Origin of the sequence: Megamonas sp. Calf98-2 (genome assembly GCF_900110235.1) — a bacterium.
Taxonomy (GTDB): domain Bacteria; phylum Bacillota; class Negativicutes; order Selenomonadales; family Selenomonadaceae; genus Megamonas; species Megamonas funiformis.
In genome coordinates, this window is sequence record NZ_FOCY01000004.1 from 40981 (window position 1) to 65125 (window position 24145).

Sequence of the window (24145 nt, forward strand, 5' to 3'; positions counted from 1 at the left end):
TAATAAATAAGAATGAATTTTATTTAGAGATAAATAAAAGTATTTAGGAGGATTATAAATGGCATTAGTTAATGAAAATTATCTAAAATTACAAGGTAGTTACCTTTTTGCTGAAATTGCACATCGTGTGCAGAAATTCAAAGCTGAAAATCCAAAAGCTGAAGTTATTAGCTTAGGTATCGGTGACGTTACATTACCATTACCACAAGTTAGTATCGAAGCTATGCATAAAGCTGTTGATGAAATGGCTAATAAAGAAACTTTCCGCGGTTATGGCCCTGAACAAGGTTATGCATTTTTACGTGAAAAAATTCGTGATGTAATTTATAAATCTCGTGGTGTAGATATCGAAACTGATGAAATTTTTGTCAGCGATGGTGCAAAATCTGACTGCGGTAATATCCAAGAAATTTTTGGCGTAGATAATACTATTGCTATTACTGACCCTGTATATCCTGTATATCTCGATACAAATATCATGGCTGGTCGTACAGGTCTTGTAAAAGAAGATGGAACTTTTGAAGGTGTAGTATATATGCCATGTACTGCTGAAAATAACTTCACTCCAGAACTTCCAAAACAGCATGTAGACATGATTTATTTATGTAGCCCTAATAACCCAACTGGTACTACTTTATCCCGTGATGAATTAGCTAAATGGGTTAAATATGCTAAAGAAAATAAATCTATCATTTTATATGATGCAGCATATTCTTACTATATTACAGAAGAAGATGTACCTCATACAATTTATGAAATTGAAGGAGCAAAAGAAGTAGCTATTGAATTCCGTTCCTTCTCCAAAACAGCAGGTTTCACTGGTACTCGTTGTGGTTATATCGTATTACCAAAAGCTGTTAAAGGTTATACAAAAGATGGTAAAGAACAAGCTTTAAATCCTCTTTGGAATCGCCGTCATACAACTAAATTCAATGGTACACCTTATATTATTCAGCGTGGTGCAGAAGCTGTACTTACTGAAGAAGGACAAAAACAAGTAAAAGAAATGGTTGGCTATTACATGGAAAATGCAAAAATTATTCGTGAAGGTTTAGCAAGCCTTGGTCTTACTGTTTTCGGTGGTGTAAACTCCCCATATGTATGGCTCAAAGTTCCAGCAGGCATGACTTCTTGGGATTTCTTCGATAAACTTCTTCATGAAGCAAATATCGTAGGTACTCCAGGTTCTGGTTTTGGTCCATCTGGCGAAAATTATTTCCGTCTCACTGCATTTGGTAGCCGTGAAAACACATTAAAAGCTGTAGAACGTATTAAAACACAGTTAAAATTATAATTTAAGAGTTTATAATAAGAAAAAGAACTATCTATACTAAAAGATAGTTCTTTTTTAGTCTTAAAATAGATATTTGTTCATTTCTTTGATGACAAAGAAACGAACCAAAGAAATCACCCGCTCACGCACTTTTTACTTTGTCAAAGATGCTAAAATGCGGGAGAAGTTAGGTATTATTGAAAAATCCTCATAGTATAAGGTATTTATATTATGAGGATTTTTTATAAATAAGTATGTTTGTTTTATTTTCTAGTAATGAAGAAAACGAGCTCAAAATTTTATAATATGAAAGAAATAATAAATTAAAATTACTGTTTAATGATATAGTTATTTTTTACAGAATCAAATAATTTTTTTTGTATAATATAGACATCTCCTTTACTTCTAGTAAGAGCTACATATAATTTATTTCTAATAATTTGAGAAATATTTTTTACTTCGAAGTTATCTTCTAAAATATTATCTGTTTTATCTGTTAGAATAACACAGGTCTTATCGTAAGTGTCTCCTTTGGAATTTCCCCAACTTATATAATTAAAAGAGTAATTACCATTAGAAGGCTTTTGTAATATTAATTTTTTTATAGAATTGTTTGATAAAATATCATCTATATTTTTAGCAGAAACTTTAATAATATTTCCAGTATTAATGTCAGCGGATTTTATAGGAATATTTAACTTAGAATTAACAAAATCGCAAATATTAATAGAACATCTACGCGAATTTATTAGACTAGAAGTATCTGTATAAAATTTGTTGTCTTGTAATAATTGGATATATTTTTCATATGAATTTATTTTATCAGTAAAGGGTTTTCCAAAATTATTTTGTCCATTAACAGAATGTTGGTAGTAATCTCCTACAAGTGTTACATTATTAATTTGTTTTAAAAATAATATTAAAAAGTTGTAATCATTCTTTCTAAAATCTTGGAATTCATCTATAAGGATATTATCAAAAAATATTAGAAATCTAGATGTTATTTTATGAATAAATTTTTCATTTTTTTTTGATTTTTTATTTAAATATAAAATTAGTTCAGAAAGCCGACCACAGAAAAATTTATTATTTTTATCAATATAATGACCTAAGTAATCTTGTTTTATATAGTAAGGATTAAATTTTTTATTTTCCGGAGGGTCTTTCATAGAAACACCCTCAATATTAAAAGGCTCAGTTTGAAAAATTTTAAAAATACTAGGTAAAAATGGTTGTATACAAAATTGATAAATGAAACTATGAAAGGTCATTATTTTGGTATATTTAGGAAGTGTGCCATAATTTTTTATTAATTCTCTTTGGATATTGTAAATATTTCTATTTGTAAAAGCTAAAATCATATTTCTTTCATTAGGATTTAAACAATTACATAATGTATATGTTTTCCCTGCACCAGCAACAGCTAATATTATTCGTTTATCCATTTAAACGCTTCCTTTACATATTTAGGTACTTGTAAATCAGCTTCATATTGTAAAATTTTATAAGCTACATCAACTTTATTATTAAGCATTTTTCCTAATATTGGTTTATTTTCTCCATTTTTTCCATAAATAACTTTATTAAATTTATAATCAGCAGTAGGATCAATTTTTCCTGCACATTTTTCTAAATCTGGATTTTGTTCATTACAATTATAAAGAGCTACTTCCCAAGTGAAATTTTTTAAATCATTATCCATAAAAATTTTTTGAGAAATAGATTGGGAATTATGTTCTTTCATGTAAGAAAGGTTGGTATCTTTTTCATCATTATCTGTAATTACAGCTATTTTTATATTTGTATTTTTTGTTATATCAAAGTATCTTTTATATGAGATGCCACCACAGGTTATAAGAGTAATACCATCTTGTGCTAAAGTTCTTTTATATATTTTTTTATAGAAATAAGGAAGTAATAAATATTCTGTAGGACCCTCTACTAAGATAGCTTTTTTTGATAATAATAAATGAAGTAAATTATTATTATCCAATTTTATAAAAAATTGGGCAGTTTCTTCGTCTATATTATCTAGTTTTGAAGTTTGATTAGTATTTGTTTCTATCCATAAAATATTTCGTAAATCTAATCGACTGGCAATCATACTATTATGCGTAGTAATAATCAGTTGAGAATCTTTAGAATAACTATTTATTGTAGATAACATTTGTTGTAAATTTGTGTAACATAAATGATTTTCAGGTTCTTCAATCATAATAACATCTAATTTACTATTAGATTTATCAAGAGCAATTTGTGTTTTTATAAGGTTTTCCATACCGCTTCCTTTATTTTCCAAAGGAATATCATTTTCCAATATAGAAATGATGTTTTCTAATATAATTTTTTTATAATTAATATCAAAAGTTCTATTATTGTTTAATTTTGGCAATGATAATTCTTTAAATAATAAAGATAAATTAGCTCTAAAAGAATTTTTAGCATGTATTTGTTCTTGTAAAGAATATCTAGAATGAAAAATTGTTTTATTAAAATAATTAAAAGTATTGTTGGTGTCTATAGAGCTTGTATCAATTAAAATAGATTTTAATGGTTGTTTTAATATAGAATATTTTTTACCTTGAAATGTAGACCAACTCATTTCGTAATATTCATAAGGTATTTCTTTAATTGTATTTGATAACATATTATCTGGAAATAAATCTTTATTAAATTCGCATTTAAATAAGATACCATAAGATGCTTCTTTAGGATTTAAAGAGTTTTCTCCATGAAATTCACTGCTTTTAAGATCAGTAGAATCTAATTCAAATATAACTTCTATTTTTATAGAAGGAAGATTTTCAAAAGAAGGGTCATCTTCAAAATTTTTTATGTTATCTTTATTCATTAAATCATGTAATATAGATTTATCAGAATTTCTATATTGTTGATTTAAAACAATGTTAAGTGCTTCTAATATAGTACTTTTACCTGCTTCATTTTCTCCAATAATAATATTTTTATTAGGATTAAAGGTAACAGTTAAATCTTTAAATTTTTTGAAACCAATAATTCTTAATTGTTTAATATAACACATATATTACTCCTTATACTAAGTATATATTTATTCATTTCTTTGGTGACAAAGAAACGAACCAAAGAAATCACCCGCTCACGCACTTTTTACTTTGTCAAGGATAAAAATATATCAACAACGTTCTAAACTCGCAAGGCTCAAACAATAGAACTAAAAGCGTAGCTATATTTTTATCTTTGCCAATAGCTAATAGCTACCGTAAAAAGATGCTAAAATGCGGGAAATGGTTAGGTATTATTGAAGATTTTTAATAACTGGTGTTATCATTAAAATTTAAAAAGCGAAAAAACTATAAAATGATAAAAATAATAACCAAATATCCCTCACGTTAGCGAATTTTGCGGTAGCCGTAGGCTATTGGCAAGAATAAAACCATGACTATGAATTTAGCTCTACTGTTTGAGCAAAGCGAGTTTAGAGTGTTATAGTCATGGTTTTATAATTGACAAAGAAAAATTGGTATCGGGAGGTAGAGTTCTTTTGTTACTTTTCTTGTTCATGAAAGAAAAGTAAATATAAAATAGGGTGTTTGTTCATTTCTTTGGTGGCAAAGAAACGAACCAAAGAAAGCCACCGCAGATAAAATTTTAATTTTGAAAATAATTATTGCTTCATATAAGGTTTAGAAACTAACTTTACACAAGCATTCAGACTAAAACCGTAGTGTACAGATGAACAAAGAGAGGCGATAGCTATGAATAATCCTGTAATAAAAGAAGCTTTAAATTATGAGATGGTATTTTCACAAGATGAGATAAAAAGACGTCAATATGAAATACAAGAAAAAGCGATAAGAGATTATAACTCTACAATCTTATATAATCGCCAAAAGGGATTAAAAGAAGGATTGGAAAAAGGGTTAAAAAAAGGTGCAGAAGATAAAGCAATAGAAATTGCATTGAAAATGTTAGAAAATGGCAGTGATGTTAATTTTATTGCTGATGTAACAGGTTTAAGCATTGAAAAAATAAATGAGATAAAAAAATAGATATGTTCATTTCTTTAGTGGTAAAGAAACGAATCAAATCACAACAAGTTGCATAACATAGTTCTTAGTGCTAAAGCACTAAGAACTATGTTAAAATCACCGCAGATAAAATTTTAGCTTTGAAAAAATATCATTTCATACAATGCTTAAAACTTGCTACGATCAAACAGTAGAACTAAAAACGTAGCTATATTTTTATCTTTGCCAATAGCTAATAGCTACCATAAAAAGATGCTAAAATGCGAGAAATGGTTAGGTATTATTGAAGATTTTTAATAACTAATGTTACCATTAAAATTTTAAAATGCGGAAAAAGTTTGGTATTATTTATTGTTGTTCTTTTGGTGTTTTTCTTGGTCATGAAAGAAAAGCAATCGGACTATACGAACATTTGTTGTAATAGTCCTTTTTTTATTTGTTGCCAGTGTTCTAGCTGGGCTTTTTGGTTATCAAGTTTGCGGTCAAATGCTGAAAGGAAATCTGCTATTTTTGTTTGTTCTTCTAAACAAGGAATAGATAAAATTATTTTTCTGCAAACATCTTGATTTAATTTTGGTTGAGCAGTACCTGTATTATATTTATTATAATTTAAACGTTCTAAGGCTTCACAAAGAAATTTATTTAAATATTGTGATTTTGTTTTTAAAACATGAGCATGATTATTTACCCAATATTTTCCAGTAGCTATATAACAAATAGGATAATTTCTATCTATAATATTTGCTCCGTCCTCACTTAATAAAATAAGTTCTTCATCAAAAATATAATTATTTACATAGTCAATAATACCGGAAGCTCCATAATAAGGATATTTACCATGTATGCGTTCACTTTGTTCTAATGGTTTTCTTTTATTATCTAAAAAAATAGCAATATCTTCTAATTTTTTCTTTTCCCAATTAGGATAATTATTGCCGTTTTTATCTTTAAAGCGTAGTTTTTGGCTAAAGATTTGTTGTAGCAATCCTTTTTTCTGATTTTCTAAGCTAGTGATAGTATTTTTTAGGTTTTCTACTTTTTTATCTACTATAGAAAGGAAATTAGCAATTTTTTCTTGTTCTTCTAAAGTTTTAGGAATAGGGAATGTAAAATTAATAATATCTCTTTGAAAAATATGAGGTACTGTTCCACCAGACTTTATAAGTGATACCATTTTTTTGAAATATTGAGAGTTGCATATTTGATAAAAATAATTAGGAGAAACATTATCATTAATGTAATTTAATCGAATTAACATCATTGTTCCATTTATAGTAGCTTTTTTAGGCATATTTTTTATTATAGCAGGATTACCTAAAGAACCATCTTTTGAAAATATTATGTCATTGTTTTTTAATTGAATTTCAGGAGATTCATCATATCGTTCATTTGTAATAAAATCAACCTTATCCCATAAAATTTTACCTTGTTTTATATGTTGTCCAGCTATCATAGGAATACCAGAAGAAACATATTCAGAGGCTTTTAAATTTTTCCAACCAACTCTAGCTTTTATATATGTGTTTTTATCTAATTTTTTTATTTGCCATTCATCAGTAAATTCTTTAAATCTTAATTTTGGTATATTCAATATATTAACCTCCAATCTTTGGAATTTGTTATTTTTAGCTAGAAATTTAACTTAAACTTTTATTTTAAATTTGCTATTTGGTTTTATATAAGGTAATAAAATTAATTCGCTGTCTAATAATTTAGCAATGGTATTGATTTTATTATCTTTTTTTTGTGCCTGGGTGATGATTTGCATTTCTCCTGCATAGCGTGCATAAAGGGCGTTATCTAAGGTGATAGAGCCTACTTCTCTAGGGGCGATATATTCAGGGCAGATATATATTTGTTTGAATAATGCTCTGCTTTCTTGGGTGCGAATGGCTCCGTCTGCTTCATCTAGGCGAGCGGTGAAAGTGCTTTGTTGTAAGACTTTTAGTATATCTTTATTTTGTGTTAATTTTTTTGCTTTTAATAAGATATATTCATCTGTTAAATTGGCTAATTCTTGGATTTCGTCTTCTGTAGGTAGGCTATCGCCGATAAAAATGGAGTCGATACCGAGTAATTTTAGATGTCGCATGGCAAGGTTGGCTGTTTGATAGCGGTGTATTTCTAATGTTGGCAAGCCTTTTTTGATTGGTGAGCGAGCTTTGTTATAGCTAGGTATGAAAGCACCTACGGAAATATTATATTTATGAAGTAATTCGTTTTGTTGCTGTAATTTTTTTACGTTTAGACCTGTACCTTCACGAGGATAAAAGTTATGGAGTGCATCAATATGTTGGAAATCTGTTTGGTAATGATTTAATTCATCAAGAAATTCTTGGGTGATAGTTGAGGCATTGAATTGTAATTTTATATTTTGATGACTTAATTTGGCTATTTGCTCGGCACTGTAGCCAAAGTCTAAGCGAAGTGTGGTTATGCCAAGAGTGGCTAATTCTTGGATATTTAATGTATCTAAATTTAATAGAGCTAAAGTGTTTGGCGATACATCACAGATTACTTCCATATTATATTTCTGTGTGAGTTTTAAAATTGTCTGTAAATCTTGTTGAAAATGGGAAATATCTGTTTCGGGTATATGAAATGAGGTAAAAATGCGATTGAGATTATATTTATGGGCTAGATGAATTAGATTTAAATTTTCTGCTAATGTATTATCTAAGCCAAGATAAATGGAAATGCCGTTTTGCAAAATATCACTCCTCAATAGGATCGTTAAAGCCGATTATTAATGTGGCGATAAAGCCGAAAATATAGGCTGTGAAAAGTCCGATTAAATAGCAAAGCATTTTATCTGTACTAGCTGTGAGTGGTAGACCAGATAAACCAATGGAGGTAGCACCTACATGGAAAAATGCTTGCACTGCACCACCAAAAGCACCGCCGATACAAGCGGAGATGAATGGTTTGCCAAGTGGTAAGGTTACGCCGTAAATCAAAGGTTCGCCAATGCCCATGAAGCCGACAGGAAGGGCAGAAGCTATGGTTTGTTTTAATTTTTGATTTTTAGTTTTGAGATATACAGCGATAGAAGCACCGACTTGCCCTGCTCCTGCCATAGCTAAGATAGGCAGAAGGATAGTAACGCCGTATTGATTGAGTAGTTCAGCGTGAATGGGTGTGAGTCCTTGGTGAAGACCAGTCATAACGAGTGGCAAGAAGATACCGCCGATGATAAAGCCAGTAATAGCACCACCGGAATTAATTGCAGATGTTACAAGTACGCCGATAGTCTCAGCGATTATACCGCCGATAGGTTGTAAGATGAATAGAGCAGGGAAAGTGGCGATTAAAATTACAAGTAGTGGTGTTAAGAATAAATCTAAAATTTTTGGCACGATTTTGTGCAATTTATTTTCTAACCATGAAGAGAAAGCTACTACTAATAAGACGGCAACGATACCACCACGACCTGCGAGTAAATCTATATTAAATAGGCTGATATTGTTGAGCATTGGGTGTGTAATGATGGCTGCCATAGTACCACCGAGCATAGGAGAAGCGTGGAATTCTTTGGCGGTGTTGATGCCGACAAAGATATTTAAGCCGAAAAATACAGCATTTCCTGCTATTTGTAAAACTTGGATTGCAGGGTAGTTTGTAAGTGTAGGATCGATTTTGAAGGCAATATTTAATAATCCTGTGATTAGACCGCAAGCAATAAATGCAGGTATAAGTGGCATGAAGATATTAGAAATGCGTTTTAATAATAATTTAAAAGGTGTAGCATTTTTTTTGCGGATTTGTTGATGAAGTTCTTCGGCATTGCCAAATTGTTTTTGATTATTATTTGTATCTTGATTTGTATTTTGAGTATTAGTTTCAAGATTTTTATTTGCATATAATTTTTTGAATTCAGAAGTTACTTCATTTACTTTTCCAGGGCCTAAGATGATTTGTAGTTCATTATCATTTAAGTTTACGCCTAAGACATTGGGAATATTTTTTAATTCTTTTAACGGTAAATTAGCGATATCTTCTGTGTTTAATTGTAAGCGAAGTCTAGTCATACAATTAGTTATTTTTAAGATAGAAAATGACTTCATAAGTTCATAGATAGCAAAAGCTGTTTGTTGTAAATTCATAGAAACCTCGCAATTATTTTTTCATACTATTTAATGATTTGGAGATAAAACCTTCATTATTATTTAAGCTAGAGAGTGCTTCTTCATAGGAAATATTGGCAAGTAGCATTAAAATTGCAGGTTTTACTTTGCCTTGGGTGATGGCTAAAGTATCAATAGCAGTTTGTCGGTCGCAATTAGTAGCTTCCATTAATATACGTCTAGCTCTTTCTTCGAGTTTTTTATTAGATGATTTTACATCAACCATTAAATTGCTATAGACTTTGCCCAATTTTATCATGGTGCAAGTAGAGAGCATATTTAAAATCATTTTTTGGGCAGTACCTGCTTTCATGCGTGTGCTACCTGTGATTGCTTCTGGGCCAGTCAAAGCTTCAATGGCGATTTTTGCATGGGAGCTGATTTCACTATTACTAGTACAACTGATGGCGATAGTCAAGGCATTTATGCTATTGGCAAAATCTAATCCGCCGATTACATAAGGAGTTCTACCGCTGGCTGCGATACCGACAACACAGTCTTTGGCGGATAAATTTTTTGCTTGTAAATCTTCTTGAGCAAGAGTCAAAGAATCTTCTGCACCTTCTTGAGCTTTGAAGATTGCATTATAACCACCTGCGATAATTCCCTGTACCATTTCAGGGTCAGTGCTGTAAGTTGGTGGACATTCCACAGCGTCTAAGATGCCAAGTCTGCCTGATGTGCCAGCACCGATATAAAATAAGCGTCCGCCGTCTTTGAGGCGAGATGTGATTTCATCAACAGCCATGGCAATCTGTGGCAATACATTACGGATAGCGATAGCTACGCATTTGTCTTCTTCATTTAGAAGCATACACATTTCTAAAGTGGATACATTATCAATATTTAATGTATAAGGATTGCGTTTTTCAGTTAAGAGATTGTTTAAATTTATCATAAATAAAAAATACTCCTTTAAAAATATTTAATACATTTTTTCATTATAGATAATGGCTTTTTTATTGGCAAGGATAAGCTAGAATTTTTTAATTAATTTTAAATAATATTTTAAGTATAATTTAATTTTCTCATGATATATTTAATATATAAGATGTACATAAATAAAAAAAGATGTATAAAAGGTTGTGTAAATATGTTAAAATTAATTAAAGGACGTTTGAAAAATTTTATAGGAATAATAGCCCTAGCATGTTTTTGTGTAGCCCTGTGAGTTATGCTGTACAACTATCTACAGTAAGTGTAGCTCCTCGTCATGAAGAAAGACATGATCCACCACCTCCTCCACCAAAACATGATAGACACGATAAAGATGATGATAATGATAAAGGAGATATCACAACTGCCGTGTTAATCGGTGGCGTAATTGGTGCAGTAATTGCTAAAAATACTTGATGTTTAATTTAATATGTATATAACTTTTAGATAGGGAGGATAGCAAAATGAAAGAATTATTTTCTAAGCGAGCGAAAAAAATTATAACAACTGTATCATTATCTTGTTTCTTATGCAGTCCAGTGAGTTATGTTTGTAGTATGAATCAAGCTTTAGCAGGAGCTTTGAATACAAATGTTGCTTATGAACAGCAATTCAATACAGTCGGCTTTGATAAAGATGATCATTGGAATAGGGGTCGCTCTGATGAGGATAAGGATTGGAAAAAACCACCTCGTCATGATGATGATGATGATTGGACTCCACCACCACCTCGTCATGATGATGATGATGATGATGATTGGACTCCACCACCACCTCGTCATGATGATGATGACGATGATTGGGATAGAGATAGACCTCCACGTCATGATGATGATGACGATGATTGGGATAGAGATAGACCTCCACGTCATGACCGTGACGATAGAGATGACCGCGATGATGATAGCGACAAAGATTATGATAAAGGCGATATCACAGCTGCAGTATTAATTGGCGGTGTAATCGGTGCTATCATTGCTAAAAACACTTAATAATATTATTAAATGATTTAAAAATTAAATATCGCAAAATAAACGAGCAAAAAAATAAAAGGTAGATTAAATATATGAATTAATCTACCTTTTTGTTTTTTATTATTTATATTTTAGATTTAATTAGAAAGTATATTCCATACCCATGAGTACAGTTCTACCAGGAGCAGGGCAATCTCCGTCTAAGAAAGAGCCGATAGTTTCATAAGATACATTGGTGATATTGGCTAATTTCAGGTATGTTGACCATTGGTCATTGATTTTATAATTGAGATTAGCGTCAAGTATATAATAATTGCTATCGCTATAATAATTTGTATCTCTACCAGATATAGCATTTAGTAGAATATTATTATGCCATGTATCGTCATGATAACTAAAGCGAAGTTTATAGCTACTTGGAGCTATTGCATTGACATCAGTTTGATTGCCGTTACCATCAGCAAAATCAGTATGTGTGATTGTACGAGTATAAGCAAGAGACATATCGTATTTTGGACTGAAAATTTTATTATATTCTAATTGGAAACCGCGTTTTTTCTGATTTTCAAAATTTACAGCATGAAATTTATTATTTTCATATCTCCAGCCCAATGGATCATCTATATTTTCTAGGAAAGCATTGAAATTGATATTGCTTGTAGGATTTAATTTATAGCGTACACCTAGACTGCCTTTATAACCTGTTTCTGGTCGCAAATTAGGATTTCCTTGAATATGAGCATTATTAAAATATAAATCATCTAAAAATGGTGTAGCATAAATTTGACTCAAAGAAGCATAGATAACAGTATTTTCATCAGCTTTATAATCTAAAGCACCATTAGAAACGTATTTTCCACCGAATTCACTATTATTATTGTAAGCAGATGTTCCAGTTAGTGTTAATTTATCAAAACGGCGAGTGCTTTGTAAATAAACGGAAAAATTATCCATAGATTTATTATAATTGCCACTGAAAATATTATTGTAATCATTGTTGATATTATCAACTTCATCTTTACGATAAGTAAGTCCCGCAGAAATGGTGTGGTCTTTACTGATTTTCCAAGCATCATGCCAATCAATACCTTGAGTAGTATTTTCCCAGCGACTATAAGTCTTTTCATTTTCTTGATCACTTAGCCCAGTAGGGATATAGCTATCTCCTTGAGTATAATAGTGATAAATTGCTAAAAATGCTGGAGTCTCAGTATTTTCTTTATAATTATAAGTGAGTGCGAAATGATTGATTAATTTTTCATAATTATAATCCTGTGGATAACTTTTGGATATCCAAGTGCCTGTATCGTTGCTTAGATGACCATAGTCAAAAGTTAAAGAAGTGTTATCGGTCAATTTCTTATCAATGCGATAAGCCATTTCACGGCGATTATTGTCGGAATTTGGCATTTCATGAGTGTGGTCATCTGTACCTTTGTATTTCATATAATCGACATTATCAAAGCCACCAGTAGCTACCCATGACCAATCATCTAAGCTACCACTTGTTATGGCTTTAACTTTCCAAGAGCCGTGTTCACCAGCAGCTAAGTCAACAGTTGTTTCACGTTTATCGCCTTTTTTAGTAACGATATTGATAGCTCCAGCAGGAGTATCATAATTTAAATATGTAGAACCAACTGCACCATGAAGAATTTCGATGCGTTCTACATTCATTATAGATGGCAATAAATCTAAATCATAAGATGCACGACCGCTCATGATACCTTTATTCATATTCATGCGACGACCATCAACGAAAATAGCTACTCTATCATCTCCATCAATACGCACTACCATATGAGAAGTATTCAGTGAGCCTGAATTTACAGTTACACCATTAGCATAAGAAAGAGCTTCTGCTAGATTTTTATAGTGATTATCGTGTATTTGTTCTTTAGTGATAATTGTAGTGTAATTAGGTGAAGCAATGAGATTATTATTTTCAACTAAGCTATGAGCATTAGGTGTTTCATTGGCAAATGTAGTAGGCATAAAACAGCCAAATGCACCAAGTGCTAGTAAAAGAGAAAGAGATTTTTTAGAATACATAAGTTATGCTCCTTAATTAGAATTTTTGTCGTTGGATTTTGTAATAAAGATAAAGGGCAATAAAATATAAACATATTTTTTGCAAAAGACAACTAAAAAGAAAAATTAAACGTAGGCGAATTTTTTTGATAAATAAAGATATTTTATTGTAAAGCAAAGCGATAAGAAATAAAAATATATTCATTTTAGTTGTTCGTTGTTGGATTATATCATATAGACGAATGAGAATATTAGTAACTGATTTACCGATTAAAGTACCTAGCTGTGAAGTCAATAAACTCAATGTAGCAATGATAATCAAGCTGATGTCTATACCGATAAAATAAATAGTACTGATACCAAGTAATGGGATAATGATTAAGAATAATATTTTTATCAATAATACGTTAAAAAATACCATTAATAGATTGCGAAATAGACGTTTAGCTAATCTAGCATGAGTAATGATGAATTTATGAAATCGCGAGAAAGCTTGTCGCAAGGGGAATAAAGACCTGATAAATAAGCGTATATCTTTTAAGCGTTGACGTAAGTAATCAAATATCTGTAAAAATAATTGGCGTAAATCATGTGGCAAACTGCGTAAGATATTATAAAAATTGCTAGGTGAAAAATTCAACAAAAATGATTTGATAAAACGCATAATATCATTGGTTGAAGGTATTATGGTATAAAAATTGGTAGCGAGTTGTTTTACAGATGAGAGGATATCTTTTAGTGAATTAAGCGATAGATTTAAATTCATCAAATGTTGAATGAAGTTGCTGAGTGGTAAAGGTAAGACTGTGAAAAACAAACAAATAATGACACCGAAAAAACGAAAAATAATGATGAGTAAAAAATGACGTAAAAATAAAAATGGTTTTCGTTTAAAGGCACGAAAGCGTAATTTAAATTTTTTTTGTTGTTTGCGTAAAATCATATAGATACCCTAAAAATGTGTTTTTTTATAGTATATAATTTTTAGAACTAGATTATCAAGGAATTATAGGGAAAGATATATAAAAAAAAGACTATATTTAAACTAAGAGAAATTTTTAGTCTAAATATAGTCTTTAATTTTAAGAATTTAAAACTTCATTTATGGAAGTATGGCAAATAGAAATAGCTTTGTCTAATGTTTGTTTATCGATATTTAATGGAGGATTGAAATATAATACATCACCTAATGGGCGAAGTAATAAACCTTTTTGGAGGGCATTTTTATATATTTGATAGCCAAGACGTTTTTTGCTGTCGAAAGCTTCTTTTGTATCTTTATCTTTTACAAGTTCAATGGCATTTATCAAGCCTAAATGGCGGATTTCACCGACATTTTGATGATTTAAGAAAGTTGCTTGTAATTTTTCATGGAGATATTTTGCCGTATCTTGAGCTTTGGCTAAAATATTTTCTTCACGCAAGATTTTTTGTACGGCTAAAGCAGCACTACAGCCTAATGGATTGCCACTATAAGTATGGCTGTGCATAAACGCTTTGCCTTCATTATAATCTGCATAAAAAGCATCATAGATTTTTTGTGTAGTTATAGTTATCGCCATTGGCATATAGCCACCTGTCAAACCTTTGGAAATAGTCATGATATCAGGTGAAACATTTGTATAATCAAATGCGAACATCTTACCTGTGCGACCAAAGCCAGTTGCAATTTCATCAGCGATTAATAATACATTATATTCATCACAGAGTTTGCGAAGTTTTTCTAAATAAAGTGGAGGATAAATTCGCATACCAGCACTGCCTTGAATGAGTGGTTCAACGATGACAGCTGCTAATTCATTACCATATTTAGCGAAATCTTCTTCAGCATGCACGAAACATTCACATTTGCAAGTTTCACGATTTTGATGATAAGGGCAACGATAACAATCTGGTGCTGATGTATGTACAGCATTCATGAGCATTGGTTTGTAGATTTTGGCATATAAATCCATGCTACCTACGGATAAAGCACCGATTGTTTCACCGTGATAACCTTCGGATAAACACATAAAACGCTGTTTTTGCGGATTGCCTGTTTGATAGTGGTATTGGAAAGCCATCTTTAAAGCACATTCTACAGAAGCAGAGCCATTATCACTGAAATTGAATTTGCATAAACCTTTAGGCACGACTTTAATCAATTCCTGACAAAGTTTGATAGCTGGCTTATGTGAAAGATTGGCAAAAATAACATGTTCTAGATTATCTAATTGATTTTTGATAGCTTCATTGATTTTAGGATTGGCATGTCCTAAGAGATTGCACCACCATGAGCTGATGATGTCGATATATTCTTTACCATTGATATCATAAAGATAAGAACCTTTTCCATGGTCGATAACGATAGGTTTTAATTCTTCATAATCTTTCATCTGTGAGCAAGGGTGCCAGATATATTTTAAATCTTCATCTATCCAATTAATATTACACATAAAATCAATCCATTTCTTTTGAATTTAATATTCAATTGTAGTTAGTTTTTAATTATAAATATAAACTTGCTAAAAATTTAGCGTCAATATCGATATCTTTATCATTTGGTTTTACTAAAGCTATGACAGGAATATCAGTTAAATCTTCAATCATTTTGATATTATCTTCTTGCATAATACCACCAGTGTAATTATTTAAAATAATTCCCTGTACTTTAATATTTTGATGTTTTAAATATTCCACTGTTAACACTACAGAATTTATCGTACCAAGACCAGCATCAGCGATAATCAATGTTGGAAGATGTAGCCATTTTATGATATCTGTGAGAAAATATTTAGCTTTATCATCATAGCGAATAGGGCAGATTATACCACCACTGCCTTCAACTGTTACATAATCATAATTTTTTTGTACAGTAGCATAATCAGAAATTACAGTATCTTTTTCTACAGGATTGCCTTCGATTTTAGCAGCTAGATGAGGAGATACAGCATTTTTATATAGATAAGATAATAAAGTTTGCTCATCTTGATGGATATTGGCAATGCGATTGACAAAGCCAGCATCACTTTCAGCGATATTATCAGCACCACTTAAAGCTGCTTTATAATATCCAGCATTGAAATTAGCTTCGCGAAGTTTTTTTACTAATAAGGCAGTAACATAAGTTTTGCCGATATCAGTACCAGTTGCAGTAATAAAAATACCTTTACTCATAAGACATCTCTTTTCTAAATAATTTATTTATAATGTTTTAAATTAGGTATTAATTTTTTACCTAATATGGCAGCGAGAATGCAAAGAACTATATCGCCAGGAACAGCTAATAAGAAACAATATAAAACTACAGGCCAAATACCGATAGGAGTGTTTAAATAAAAATTGTTGATGATATATACATAGACCATACCAAAGGCATAGACGATTAAAAGATTGAGGAAGTTAACGCATAGTAGATAAATGAAAGATAATTTAGTGCGATTTTGAGTGAGATAGCCAGCGACATAAGCACCAAAGGCAAAACCAATTAGATAACCAAACGTTGGCTGAAAAATATATCCAGGGCCACCGCCTTCAGTGAAAATAGGAATACCGATTAAGCCAATGATTATATAAACACAGACACTGACAAAACCAAGATTAGCTCCTAAAAGAAGTCCAGCTAAAGTAGTAAATAATAATTGCAAAGTAAAAGGACAAACTGGAACAGGAACTTTAATAAAAGCACCAATTGCGATTAAAGCTACGAATAAAGCCGATAAAATCATACTTTTCGTGGATAAGATTTCTTTTTTCTTTGTTAATATCATAAAAATCCCTCTCATTTAATTATTTGTTAAGCAGTTCATTTTTTATATCAATTTTTATACCAATAAAGAAGATGAACATATAAACAATAATTTATTGTTATTAAATCATATATGCATATAATTGTCAACCTTTAAAAACATTTAGTTAACTATAAGAGCAAAAAAAACAGCCAATTAATATTGACTGTTTTTAAGATGGGGATAAATTAGTTTTGCTTGACAGGATAAAATCTTTATCATATGCTTTACTTAGCCTAGGTCTGTGCAATGATTAGGCTTTAAGTCACTATGAAACGGCAATTTCATGGTGGCTTTTTTATTTATATTAAGCATAAGTATCTGTCCTATCTATATAGTTTTAATAATTATATTATTAACCTCTAGTTTTACCACCAGCAACGTTGAATGTTACACCATGTACATAAGAAGCACGATGACTACTTAAGAACATAACCATATCAGCAACTTCTGTTAATTTTCCATCACGTCCAAGTGGAGTTGTTTTTGTATTTGTATATCCAGCACGTAACTGTTCTACAGTGATACCACGAGTATAAGCTAAAGATTCTTCATAAGCTAATGTTCTAAGACCTGTAGCTTCTAAGATACCAGGAGCTACGCCAACAACGCGAACATGATGTTTACCTAATTCTTTAGCCCAAGAGCGAGTGAAAGAGTTAACAGCATTTTTAGTTGCAGCATAGATGCTCTGACCTTCAGAACCTTCAAGACCACTTTCGGAAGACATATTGATGATAACGCCTTCGCCATTTTTTACGAATTCATGTCCTAAAGCTTGTGCGCAAAGGTAAACACCTTTGATATTTACAGCAGAAACTTTATCAAAAACATTTTCATCTAATTCATATTTACCGTATGGATCATCTTTATCTACTAAAAGACGAGGAATATTGATACCAGCATTATTTACGAGAATATCTAATTTACCGAATTTTGCTTTACCAGCTTCTACCATAGCTTTTACGCTATCAGCTTTAGTAACATCAGTAGGAACATAGAGGAATTCTCCACTGCCTTCATGTAAATCATATTCAGGAGTTTGTGGGTTCATATCACAAACAACAACATTTGCACCATTATCTAAGAATGCTTGAACTACAGCTTTACCAATGCCAGAAGCACCACCAGTAACAACAGATGTTTTACCTTCAAGGGCTAACCATGACATATAAAATCACTCCAATTTATATAATTTTGTTATTATTATTTATTATGCTTTGAAGATAGCTATTTCAGAGCCAACTGAAGGAAGGCTAACTGCTTTATCTTCAAGATAGAGACTACCTTCTAAGGACTCGCCTTCTTCATTATTATTGAAACGAAGAGCGATATGACCTAAATCTTTAAGATTTTTTTGAACTTCACAGCCTACTTCTACAATTTTGTATTCAGTATCGTTGATTTTTAAAATATCGCCAACTTCTACAGTATCAGTTAATTCATTACCAGTATGAAGTACGCAGAATTCAGCGAGTTCAGCAGGAGCATTTTCGTTGAAGAGAATAATCATTTTTTCACCGATAAAATCTTCTGCCATAGGACCTAAATCTTTAACAATAGTAGAATATATTTTTTTCATAATGAGATAATCTCCTTGTATTGATTATTGATAAATTAGCTTTCGTATAAACCGAAGCTAGCGAGCCATGCTAAAACAACATTGATTGGACCTGTGATAAAACGAGAATATAATACAGAAGGAACACCAACTTCAACAGTTTGAGGTTCAGCTTCAGCAAGACCTAAACCAACAGGGATAAAGTCGCAAGCAGCCTGAGCATTGATAGCGAATAATGCAGGGAGTGCAAGACTAGGAGGAATATTGCCTTTACCGATTTCAACACCGATTAATACACCGATAACTTGAGCGATAACAGCGCCAGGGCCGAGGAATGGAGAAAGGAATGGGAAGGAACAAATTAATGCTAAGATAACAAGACCGATTACAGAGCCTGCAAGAGGTGTAAGTACATGAGCGATGATATCACCGATACCACTTGCTAAGATTACCCCAATGAGCATGGAAACGAATGCCATGAAAGGTAAGATAGTTTTTAAGATTGTTTCAATAGTATCACGACCAGCTTGATATAAAGTAGCTGTGATATAACCCATGAATTTACCAACTTTAGCCATAAAGCCTACATTAGTTTGTTCAGTGATTTTTTTGCTTGTATCGTAAGTAGATTTTTTTGGTTCTTCTGCAGGAGCTTGTGCAACTTTTGGAGCATTAGCAGCATCTTCAGCGGAAGCATAAGAGATACAATTTTCTTTTACTGCGGATACATAAATATCTTCTGTGATGTATTTAGCCATAGGACCGCTTGCACCAGTTGGATTTAAGTTGATTGTATAGATGCGTTTTTTAGGATAGATACCGCAACGAAGTGTACCGCCACAGTCAATGATTACGCAGAGAATTTCATCATCAGGAACACTAGTTTTGAAACCATCAACAAGTTCGCAACCTGTTAATTCTGCGATTTTTTGAGATACAGGAGAAATAACCCCACCTGTAATATTAACAACTTTATTCTTTTTATCATCTGGTTTTAATACAAGAGGTCCGCCAAATCCGCCAGCACCAGCATTAACAATAACATCTTTATATTGAGCCATGATAAATATCTCCTTTATTTTATATACGAATTAAATTTGCTTGATAAAAATTAATGAGTAGTTTTTACTTTATCACTTAAAACTACGCCCTGTTGTTTAGATACATAAGCAGTAGTGAAGTCAGTGATAACGCCTCCGATGAAGTTGATTAAAATACCGATTAAGAAATAGCGAAGAGCTAAGTCTACTGTAGATAAACCAAGTTGAGTAATACCATTAGCAACACCTAAGAATACGAACAATTCACCAGGATTTACGTGTGGGAACAAACCGTTTAATGTATGGCAAGAACGAGAAGCTGCTGCATAATAAGATGGTTTGTATCTTTCTGGCATGAATTTACCAAGAGATAAAGTCATTGGATTACAGAAGAAGAATGTACCAATAACAGGTAAAATCATGTAACGAGAAATAACATTACCAGCACAGAGATGAGCGAATTTTTCAACTTTATCAGTGCCGACAAAGAGGATAATTGCATTCATTGCTACCAATAAGCAGATGAGGGTAGGAACGATACCAGAAACAAGACCGATGAACGTTTCGCCACCTTTGTTAAACATACCAATAAAACCTTGAGCTAGTAGTACTAAAGTGTCCATAAATATTCTCTCCTTTAATTTAGAATTTTTTGATTATTGTGATGCATTTTCAATGCATGTGGACGCTTCTTTTTGTTGTTTTGTATATTGTTTATATTCTTCAACGGCAGATAAGATGGCAGAGCTTGTTTGTTTGTCAAAGTTTTGGCAGTCTTTTTCAGTGATTTCTGGAAGGTAATATCCATTTAATTCATTGAAATCTTTAAATCTAGCAAAACTTGTTACACCTTGTAGTTTTTTTCCGGTGATGATTTTACAGTCATCATCTATACACAAGAGTAACAGACAACCTGCTTTAAATCTGCCTCTGGCCTTGCCGATTGCGACTCGGCCAGATTGACGAAGATTTTTTAATTCCTTATTAAATTTTTTTAATTGGTAAATATTCAATAAACCTTGGAGAAGCCACATTACTATACCTAATACAATAAATGTCCAGAACATGAGAGCTTTCCTCCTTTTTATTTATCAACTGTTAAAATTAAGTAATTTTTTTGCAGTGCTTTCATCAGTGATTAAAATATTGATTAATTTTCCTTTTAATGCACTATAGATAGCTGGAACTTTTTCGTCAGAAGCTGCAACTCCGATTACATATTTGACTTTATGTAATTGAGAAAAAGGTATGGAGATTGTCCTATCTACAACTTCAGTTGGTACTTCGTTACCATTTTTATCATAAAAACGAGTGCAAGTTTCACCGATGATACGATTACCAAAGGAAGAAGTGATGTATTCTGATTTTAGTCCATCAGTCCAAATTACGTTGGAAGCAGATGTAGGAGAACCAATACCTAAAAAGGCTACATCTAATTTATCCCATAAGTCTTGAATTCTTAAATAATTAGTATCATTTATAATTGCTTTTTTTGTTTCTGTATTTTTCGTTATAGCTGGAGCATAAAGATAATGGCTTCTAGCTTGGAATGCATTTGCAACCTTATAGCAAATTGTATTTACATGAAGGTCAACATCTAAGCTTTCAGAACCACCAACCAAAGGTACGAAATCAGCATCAACAGATGGGAAATTTTCGATAGCTGCTTGATAGCCAATAGCCCCCATGGAACGACCCCAATTAAAGCCGATTACCATTTTGTCTTTGATTAGACGTTTTAATAGATTTAGTCCGGCTTTACCTAAATTGGAATAAACTTCATCTTTATTTTCACTAGATGGGACGATATAGACTTCTTTTAAATTAAACTTTTCTTCTAACTGAGATTCAATTGTTTCAAAATTGTCTTGAGCTATGAAGATTTTTACAATACCAGTTTCTTTTGCTCTTTTTAGATATTTACTAACAGTAGAGCGGTCAATTCCTAATTTTTTAGCGATATCACTTTGTTTCATGTCGGCTCCATAATACATATGAGCGACTTTGACTAAAATTCTTCTAGATACGGGTTGCATGTTAAGACCTCTTTTCAAAATATAAATATTAAAATTTAAATATCTATAGTTATTATAAACTAAGCTGTCTAAACATGCATCATCACATATGTGATGGTATATCTCATTTGTTCCGACACCCATATAATAGCATTTATACCCCCATATTGTCAACACAAAAATAAAAAAAAAAATTTAAATATGAATTTTCTGATATTTCTTCTTAAATGTTTAAATTTATAGTAATTTAGCTCATACTTGACAGTTAGATATAGATGGATTATTATATATATAAAATTTTCGTAAGTTAAAGTGATAAAGTAAAAAAGTAAAAGGAGTATAAAAATGGTAAATCCTAAATTAAGAGATAATTTAACGGATCAGTTATGTAAGGCTATGTTAACACTCAAGGATACAGAAGAATGTTATCAGTTTTTTGAAGATATTTGTACAGTAAGTGAATTGAAAGCTTTGGCTCAAAGATTAGAAGTAGCTAGAATGCTTCGTGCTGGTCATACTTATGAAGAAGTTGTAGAACGCACAGGAGCGAGTACAGCGACAATCAGTCGAGTAAAGCGATGCTTAAATTATGGAGCAGATGGTTATGATACGGTATTGAACCGTTTAAAATAACAAAGGCAATGAATGGAGGAATATTTTTTATGAACAAAGGTCTATTATTAGAAATACCGTATGGAACAAGAGATTTTTTGCCAAAAGATGCAAAAGTAAAACGTGAGATTGAATCTAAATTGGCAAAAAATTTTAGCCTTTGGGGTTATGATGAAATTGTTACACCAACAATTGAATATGTAGATACTTTAACGATTAATAATCGTAGTGGCATAGAAACTCATCTATTTAAATTTTTTGATAAAAATAATAAAACAGTAGCTCTTCGTCATGAGATGACAACACCAATTGCGCGTGTAGCAGCTAGTAGAATGAGTGATGATATTCTTCCATATAAGCTTTCTTATATTAGTAATGTATATCGTTATGAACAGACACAAGAAGGTCGTCAATGTGAATTTTATCAAGCTGGCGTAGAATTGATGGGAGTAGCTGAAGCCTTAGGTGATGCTGAGGTAATTGCTTTAGCTGTAGATAGTTTACAAAAAGTTGGCTTGAAAAATTTTGAGGTATGTATAGGTCAAGTTGATTTTATCAATGGCATCATGCAACAAATGGGATTATCTCAAGAAAAACAATTACAAATTAGACAAGCTTTAGAACAGAGAAATTTAGTGGATTTAACTAATGCTGTAGAAGATACAAAATTGCCTAAACAAGCAAAAGAAGCATTAAAATCTATTCCAATGTTACAGGGAAAAGAAGAAGTTTTAGAGATTGCAAATAATTTGGCATTGAATGAGCAAAGTAGAAAAGCTTTAGATAATCTACATGATATTTACACTTTATTGAAAGCATATAATTTAGCAGATTTTGTAAAATTCGATTTAGGTGTTATTCGTGATTTTGATTATTATACAGGTATGATTTTTGAAGTATATGCACCAATGATAGGTTATCCAATTTGCGGTGGTGGTAGATATGACAAAATGTTATCTGATTTTGGCACAGATTGCCCTGCTACAGGTTTTGCCATGGGTATAGAAAGATTGATGTTGGCTTTAGATAAACAAAATAATATTGATGAATTTGCGAGTGATGAAAATCAAAAGGATATATATGTTGCCTATACAAGTGATAAATTAAATGATGCTATTGCTTTAGTAAATGAATTGCGTGCTGAAGGAAAAGTTGTGGAATTAGCTTTAACAAATCAAACTAAGGCGCAAGCACAGCTTTATATCAAAAATAAATTATTTAAGGAATTAATTTATTTAGAATAATGATTAAGCGTATAAGACAATTTTGGCGAGCTATTAAAGCTAAATTGACAGTAGAAGACAAAGTATTTATTGATAAATATTTAAATGATGAAGAACAAAAATTATTTTTTGCCATGCAAGTCTATGACCAACGTCATGTATTGAATGTGGCACATACAGCAAAAAAAATTATAGAGCAAAATCAATATGAAAATATAGATTATAATTTATTGATAAGAGCTTGTTTACTTCATGATGTAGGTAGAACAGCTAAAGATATTTGTTTAATGGATAAAGTAACAAGTGTACTTTTAGGAAAATTTTTACCACAAAAAAGTAAACAATGGGCTAATAGAGCTGAAAAGCTAAAGTTAAATAAAGAAAAAAGTTTTTGGCAAAAAAGAAGATATGCTTTGTATATTTATTACAATCATGCACAACTTGGCGCTGAAAAATTAAGTGGATTAGGTCTTAATAATATTGCTGAAATAATAAGATATCATCATGAAAAAGTTGACTGTAAAGCTTGTGGTGAGCTACAGATACTTTGTTTAGCGGATAGTTTAAATTGATAAAAAGAGG

At 31.3% G+C, this 24145-nt stretch carries 24 protein-coding genes; 7 read left to right on the forward strand and 17 right to left on the reverse strand.

The window, feature by feature from the left end; translation table 11 throughout:
- Window positions 1–58 precede the first annotated feature (58 nt).
- Complete coding sequence (locus BMX03_RS02075) at window positions 59–1294, forward strand: LL-diaminopimelate aminotransferase (RefSeq protein WP_075554683.1); 1236 nt, start codon at window positions 59–61, stop codon at window positions 1292–1294.
- 308 nt (window positions 1295–1602) lie between these two features.
- Here the strand turns inward: BMX03_RS02075 and BMX03_RS02080 are convergent, their stop codons facing one another.
- Together BMX03_RS02080 and BMX03_RS02085 are read right to left on the reverse strand one after the other, a co-directional pair.
- A complete protein-coding gene (locus BMX03_RS02080) occupies window positions 1603–2718 on the reverse strand; it encodes a UvrD-helicase domain-containing protein (protein WP_091693440.1) in 1116 nt (371 codons plus the stop codon).
- Window positions 2703–4313, reverse strand: coding sequence for an ATP-dependent nuclease (locus tag BMX03_RS02085; RefSeq protein ID WP_091693443.1), 1611 nt, complete (start codon window positions 4311–4313; stop codon window positions 2703–2705). The genes BMX03_RS02080 and BMX03_RS02085 overlap by 16 nt, the downstream gene beginning before the upstream one ends.
- Before the next feature lie 694 nt (window positions 4314–5007).
- Here BMX03_RS02085 and BMX03_RS02090 point away from each other — a divergent pair.
- Window positions 5008–5301 carry an RpnC/YadD family protein gene (locus BMX03_RS02090; RefSeq protein ID WP_091693445.1) on the forward strand — a complete coding sequence of 98 codons (294 nt, stop codon included), beginning with the start codon at window positions 5008–5010 and terminating at the stop codon, window positions 5299–5301.
- A 379-nt stretch (window positions 5302–5680) separates the two neighbouring features.
- Here BMX03_RS02090 and BMX03_RS02095 read toward each other — a convergent pair whose 3' ends face one another.
- The 4 genes from BMX03_RS02095 to murQ are packed head-to-tail and all read right to left on the reverse strand — an operon-like array spanning window position 5681 to window position 10302.
- A complete protein-coding gene (locus BMX03_RS02095) occupies window positions 5681–6871 on the reverse strand; it encodes a restriction endonuclease subunit S (RefSeq protein WP_091693448.1) in 1191 nt (396 codons plus the stop codon).
- Window positions 6872–6922: 51 nt separating this feature from the next.
- On the reverse strand, window positions 6923–7990 hold the full coding sequence (locus BMX03_RS02100; protein WP_091693449.1) for a DUF871 domain-containing protein: 1068 nt from the start codon (window positions 7988–7990) through the stop codon (window positions 6923–6925).
- Between the two features lie 4 nt (window positions 7991–7994).
- Entirely contained in the window at window positions 7995–9383 is a 1389-nt protein-coding gene (locus BMX03_RS02105) for a PTS transporter subunit EIIC (RefSeq protein ID WP_015562632.1), read from the reverse strand.
- A 13-nt stretch (window positions 9384–9396) separates the two neighbouring features.
- The gene (gene murQ / locus BMX03_RS02110) at window positions 9397–10302 is read right to left on the reverse strand and encodes an N-acetylmuramic acid 6-phosphate etherase (RefSeq protein ID WP_091693452.1); all 906 of its coding nucleotides are present in this window, start codon (window positions 10300–10302) and stop codon (window positions 9397–9399) included.
- A gap of 251 nt (window positions 10303–10553) precedes the next feature.
- On the opposite strand from murQ, the gene BMX03_RS02115 reads away from it, so the two are divergent.
- Together BMX03_RS02115 and BMX03_RS02120 are read left to right on the forward strand one after the other, a co-directional pair.
- The gene (locus BMX03_RS02115; protein WP_255361389.1) at window positions 10554–10757 is read left to right on the forward strand and encodes a hypothetical protein; all 204 of its coding nucleotides are present in this window, start codon (window positions 10554–10556) and stop codon (window positions 10755–10757) included.
- Window positions 10758–10804: 47 nt separating this feature from the next.
- Window positions 10805–11332, forward strand: coding sequence for a hypothetical protein (locus BMX03_RS02120; protein ID WP_091693455.1), 528 nt, complete (start codon window positions 10805–10807; stop codon window positions 11330–11332).
- 123 nt (window positions 11333–11455) lie between these two features.
- On the opposite strand, the gene BMX03_RS02125 is transcribed toward BMX03_RS02120, so the two are convergent.
- From BMX03_RS02125 to BMX03_RS02170, 11 genes are all read right to left on the reverse strand, one after another.
- The gene (locus BMX03_RS02125; protein WP_091693458.1) at window positions 11456–13366 is read right to left on the reverse strand and encodes a TonB-dependent receptor plug domain-containing protein; all 1911 of its coding nucleotides are present in this window, start codon (window positions 13364–13366) and stop codon (window positions 11456–11458) included.
- Between the two features lie 16 nt (window positions 13367–13382).
- A complete protein-coding gene (locus tag BMX03_RS11045) occupies window positions 13383–14288 on the reverse strand; it encodes a hypothetical protein (RefSeq protein WP_143052055.1) in 906 nt (301 codons plus the stop codon).
- 139 nt (window positions 14289–14427) lie between these two features.
- Window positions 14428–15780, reverse strand: coding sequence for an adenosylmethionine--8-amino-7-oxononanoate transaminase (bioA, locus tag BMX03_RS02130; RefSeq protein WP_018999247.1), 1353 nt, complete (start codon window positions 15778–15780; stop codon window positions 14428–14430).
- Between the two features lie 52 nt (window positions 15781–15832).
- The gene (gene bioD, locus BMX03_RS02135; RefSeq protein ID WP_015562626.1) at window positions 15833–16501 is read right to left on the reverse strand and encodes a dethiobiotin synthase; all 669 of its coding nucleotides are present in this window, start codon (window positions 16499–16501) and stop codon (window positions 15833–15835) included.
- Window positions 16502–16524: 23 nt separating this feature from the next.
- Window positions 16525–17094: a biotin transporter BioY gene (locus BMX03_RS02140; protein ID WP_008538446.1), complete on the reverse strand. Its 570-nt coding sequence runs from the start codon at window positions 17092–17094 to the stop codon at window positions 16525–16527.
- 373 nt (window positions 17095–17467) lie between these two features.
- On the reverse strand, window positions 17468–18283 hold the full coding sequence (locus BMX03_RS02145; protein WP_075554679.1) for an SDR family oxidoreductase: 816 nt from the start codon (window positions 18281–18283) through the stop codon (window positions 17468–17470).
- A 42-nt stretch (window positions 18284–18325) separates the two neighbouring features.
- Window positions 18326–18694 carry a PTS glucitol/sorbitol transporter subunit IIA gene (locus tag BMX03_RS02150; RefSeq protein WP_015562625.1) on the reverse strand — a complete coding sequence of 123 codons (369 nt, stop codon included), beginning with the start codon at window positions 18692–18694 and terminating at the stop codon, window positions 18326–18328.
- A 35-nt stretch (window positions 18695–18729) separates the two neighbouring features.
- Window positions 18730–19734: a PTS glucitol/sorbitol transporter subunit IIB gene (locus tag BMX03_RS02155; RefSeq protein WP_008538443.1), complete on the reverse strand. Its 1005-nt coding sequence runs from the start codon at window positions 19732–19734 to the stop codon at window positions 18730–18732.
- 50 nt (window positions 19735–19784) lie between these two features.
- Window positions 19785–20336, reverse strand: a complete 552-nt coding sequence (locus BMX03_RS02160; protein WP_008538442.1) for a PTS glucitol/sorbitol transporter subunit IIC — start codon at window positions 20334–20336, stop codon at window positions 19785–19787.
- A 33-nt stretch (window positions 20337–20369) separates the two neighbouring features.
- Window positions 20370–20780 carry a transcriptional regulator GutM gene (locus BMX03_RS02165; RefSeq protein ID WP_022228549.1) on the reverse strand — a complete coding sequence of 137 codons (411 nt, stop codon included), beginning with the start codon at window positions 20778–20780 and terminating at the stop codon, window positions 20370–20372.
- A 24-nt stretch (window positions 20781–20804) separates the two neighbouring features.
- On the reverse strand, window positions 20805–21749 hold the full coding sequence (locus tag BMX03_RS02170) for a sugar-binding transcriptional regulator (RefSeq protein ID WP_091693461.1): 945 nt from the start codon (window positions 21747–21749) through the stop codon (window positions 20805–20807).
- 324 nt (window positions 21750–22073) lie between these two features.
- Between BMX03_RS02170 and BMX03_RS02175 the strand changes: the two genes are divergently transcribed.
- From BMX03_RS02175 to BMX03_RS02185, 3 genes are read left to right on the forward strand one after another with little or no spacing between them, the layout of a single operon-like run.
- Window positions 22074–22361, forward strand: coding sequence for a YerC/YecD family TrpR-related protein (locus BMX03_RS02175; protein WP_008538438.1), 288 nt, complete (start codon window positions 22074–22076; stop codon window positions 22359–22361).
- A gap of 29 nt (window positions 22362–22390) precedes the next feature.
- Window positions 22391–23584 (forward strand): ATP phosphoribosyltransferase regulatory subunit, encoded by a 1194-nt coding sequence (hisZ, locus tag BMX03_RS02180; protein WP_022228548.1) that lies wholly within the window; start codon window positions 22391–22393, stop codon window positions 23582–23584.
- Window positions 23584–24135 (forward strand): HD domain-containing protein, encoded by a 552-nt coding sequence (locus tag BMX03_RS02185; RefSeq protein ID WP_091693463.1) that lies wholly within the window; start codon window positions 23584–23586, stop codon window positions 24133–24135. The genes hisZ and BMX03_RS02185 overlap by 1 nt, the downstream gene beginning before the upstream one ends.
- Window positions 24136–24145 lie beyond the last annotated feature (10 nt).